Here is a 3,315-nt window from a genome sequence, read left to right as displayed (position 1 = left end):
AATTCTTTGTAGAGGCTGGGCTGTCCTTGGCGTGTGGGGGCTTGCTAGAGGACAGCGGTCTGGGCGTTGATGATGAGGCGTTGGCGCTCGACGCGCTTTTCGTCGTTTACAGTGATGAGGGCGCTACCCGGTGGCCGGAGGATAACGCGGCCTGTGAAGCTGCGCGAGATCAGAGGCGCGGGGGGAGCCTGAGGCGCGGGACGAGTGGTTTCCTCTTTGCTCTTTGGAGTTTTGACGTTGGGATCGTCAGGCGCTTTCGGGCGTGGCTCGCGGGCGACAGTGAGATTCACCGTCACCTGGGTAGAGTACGAGAGGTCGCGACTTTGAATGCTTGCCGTTGACTGACTGTAGGGGGCACTCAGAGCTTTAGGTGGGGTATTTAGGGCTATAATTCCAAGAAAGCTAAACAGCATGGTCATGACTCTTTTCCACCGAACTTTGTCGCCAGACATCTGTACCAGTTCACACAGTGAGCTCCTCGGTGTTAAACACAGGGCTCCGCTCTCTATTGAGGAAGCCAAATGATGAATACGATAACTTCCTCTCAATAATTCCCTCAACCTTTTTTCATGCTTATAAATTTAATAATATAAAAAGCAACGTGCTTGTATAAATACAAACATAGCAAAGATAACATGATTGAAATTATTGAATTATTTTCAATATAAAATATCTTAAAATTTATAATATATATAATAGAAAACAAAATAATTAGTGAGATTGCAATAGCTACAATCCCAATAAATATTACAATTAACGATTTAATATTTTTCACGCACATCCTCTTTCCATATGTTCAATATCAATCATCATTGCCATAAACAAAATCTTCAAAAGTTTCGTATGACGTGCTCGTTTCAGATTTATTTTTATTCCAAGGCTCGAAAAATGGTGTTTCCAAGGTTGGGAATTCTTGCAATATGATTCTAATAGAGGCAACAGAAACTACCCCCTCCCAAAGAGACTGCCATCCTAATCCAACATCATTTAATTCCCTAAGAGCCCATGAATCGCGGACGGGTACATTCCCCGGAGCTTGCTCCGCATCCGCTTGGAACGTCTGGGCATCTCTCAGGATGCCCTGTTCCCCTTGAGCTTCGGCTCTCAGGCCGAAGCCTTCCGAGAGATACCCCGGAGCTTGCTCCGGCGAGCGACATTTTTTCCAAGATTGCGCGTATTTTTGCCCCATAAATCCTTTATACCACGTCCAAAAATTCGGATAAAATGCTGGCATATACTCTTGCAAGGCCTTTCCGATTATTCCATGAGTTTCTCCTTCTTTCATTACCCAACTAACCCAACTCGCGATCTTTTTCCATGACTTTTCTCGGGTGGGGAATCTTAAAGCTACTTTATCCACACTTCCGCCAACCAAGACAGACCATAGACCTTTTACTTCAGGAATTATTGTCGCCCATCTTCTTGAACCATCTATTGTTTTAGCAATATCAAACCCTCCCTTGACCCAATGAACAAACAAATGACTATTTGCTAATTTTTCAAATATTTTTGCTCCGATTTTTAATGAACAGACCCCGCGGCAAGCCCCGAAGTATCACCGACAAGGTAGTCGGCCTGAGAGCCGATAGTCCGAAACCGCGACTCCTGAAAGAGTCGCGAGTTTTCAAACCGGTGAACGGGGCAAGCCCCGAGGTATCGTACCCGTAAGGAAATGAACCTGCTATTCCAACGACAGCACCTTCAGTGACAGCTCCAAGCCCAAATGATACTAACGCATCCTGAGCACTATACGTAGTGCTGAAAAGTTTAGACATTGTAAAATCAAAGGCCACATTCGTGATTCCTCCTGATAACATTGCGAGGGAATTAGCTATCAATGCTGTTTGCATTGTCCCTGAAAGAGTGAATTCACCGCTTGGGTCAATATGATTTACTGAATCATTACCAGCATATAAGTAACGATGTAATGTCGAAGCCTCGAATAAATTTCCTTTGTCAGGATCTTCGCCGACAAAGCGTCCCAGTCCCGGCTGGTAGTACCTGGCGCGGTTAAAGTACAGCCCCTCTCCACTATTGAAGGCAGGCGACCCACTCCAGATCGTCCCCGCACCACCCCAGCCACTACCCCCATCCCACTGCTGACCATTCAGGAAGAAGCCAGGAGGCGCAACCGCGCGACCACCGCCATTTGCAGTCACGCGGTAGGGAATCCCGAAGGCGTCGTTGTAGCCGAACTCATCCACCACAGAGCCAGAGTCGCCCACCAGCGCACGCGTGCTGCCGAGGCCATCGGAGAGAAGCCACTCGCTCAGGACTGGAGAGCCGAGCGACGGCGGGCCGTTGATGGGCATCTGGTACTTGAAGTAGTGCAGACGATCCAGCCCGATGTCGTAGCGGTAGACCTGCGCGATGCCATCCAGCGAGAGGCCCGCCCCATCCGTTGCCCACGCACGCTCCTGGATCACCTCGGCGTACGGCTGGCTCGTGTCCACCAGGTACTGATGGTTCTCGCTCATCACCACGCCGTCGGCCATGCTCACCGGGCCGTACTGCGGGCACGAGTCGCTGTGCCGGGGCGCAGCGGCACCCAGGCTGGGAAGTACCTGGACGAGGGCGAGGAGCAGGCAGAGGAAGCGGCGCATGACGTGAGAAGATTCTACCAGAAAGGCAAAGAGATGACGAAGAATGCTCTATTTTTCTTAGAGGAGGCAGGAAGAATGCTCCGGAAGGCAGGGGAGGGAGCGGAGCATCGTAGGGAAAAAGCGGAGGAAGCGACAATTTCCTTAGAGCAAGTGTAACTTTTTCCTTAGAAAGCTATCTAAATGGCTTAGGAGGTTTGATAGTATGCCCATATTGACAAAATTGCAGATTGCAACGAGGCTAGAGGCCGCAAGGCTTCTTATTGACAACGCGATTGCCGATAGTGAGATTCAGAATGGCCTCACCAGCGTCGGTTTTACTCTAGCGCAGCTTCAGGCAGGACAGGGGCTCTTGAGCGCGGCGGTTCAGGCCGTGGCGCACTAGGACGAAGTAGCAGGGCGCAAGGCCAGCGCGAGCGTGGCGCAGAGCGCGGCGGTGGAGGCGCTGCGGGTTGCCTACCAGGGCTGTGTGGACCGCGCTCGGCTGGTAGGGGATAAGGCGCTCCTGACGAGCCTAGGGATCGTGGGGAGCACACCCAAGGCGCTGGCGGGGCTGATCTTGGCGGCGGAAAAGTTCCTGCACACAGTAGGCGACAGCCCGACCGTGGCGGCGGCGCTGGCTACGCGCGGGGTGGATGCGGCGCGGCTGGCAGGCTCGCAGAGTGCGCTGGTGAGCCTCAAGACCGCCGAGAGCGCCCAAGAGACGGCCAAGGGC

General features: G+C 51.9%; 5 protein-coding genes. 2 read left to right on the top strand and 3 right to left on the bottom strand.

The annotated features are described in order from the left end of the window. Window positions 1-44: 44 nt before the first annotated feature. From ACH2EH_RS19315 to ACH2EH_RS19305, 3 genes are all read right to left on the bottom strand, one after another. On the bottom strand, window positions 45-419 hold the full coding sequence (locus tag ACH2EH_RS19315; RefSeq protein ID WP_395144222.1) for a hypothetical protein: 375 nt from the start codon (window positions 417-419) through the stop codon (window positions 45-47). A 383-nt stretch (window positions 420-802) separates the two neighbouring features. Then, window positions 803-1,480: a hypothetical protein gene (locus tag ACH2EH_RS19310; RefSeq protein ID WP_395144220.1), complete on the bottom strand. Its 678-nt coding sequence runs from the start codon at window positions 1,478-1,480 to the stop codon at window positions 803-805. A gap of 19 nt (window positions 1,481-1,499) precedes the next feature. Next, window positions 1,500-2,603 (bottom strand): RHS repeat-associated core domain-containing protein, encoded by a 1,104-nt coding sequence (locus ACH2EH_RS19305; RefSeq protein ID WP_395144218.1) that lies wholly within the window; start codon window positions 2,601-2,603, stop codon window positions 1,500-1,502. 202 nt (window positions 2,604-2,805) lie between these two features. Between ACH2EH_RS19305 and ACH2EH_RS19300 the strand changes: the two genes are divergently transcribed. Both ACH2EH_RS19300 and ACH2EH_RS19295 read left to right on the top strand, forming a co-directional pair. Next, window positions 2,806-2,985, top strand: a complete 180-nt coding sequence (locus ACH2EH_RS19300) for a hypothetical protein (protein WP_395144216.1) — start codon at window positions 2,806-2,808, stop codon at window positions 2,983-2,985. 33 nt (window positions 2,986-3,018) lie between these two features. After that, on the top strand, window positions 3,019-3,315 hold a 297-nt coding region (locus tag ACH2EH_RS19295; protein WP_395144214.1), incomplete at its 3' end, for a hypothetical protein.

It is taken from the genome of Armatimonas sp., from assembly GCF_043760365.1.
In the GTDB taxonomy this organism is placed as follows: Bacteria; Armatimonadota; Armatimonadia; order Armatimonadales; family Armatimonadaceae; genus Armatimonas.
The sequence above is the reverse complement of the archived record's forward strand: the minus strand, read 5'-3'. Positions and strand labels throughout refer to the sequence as shown.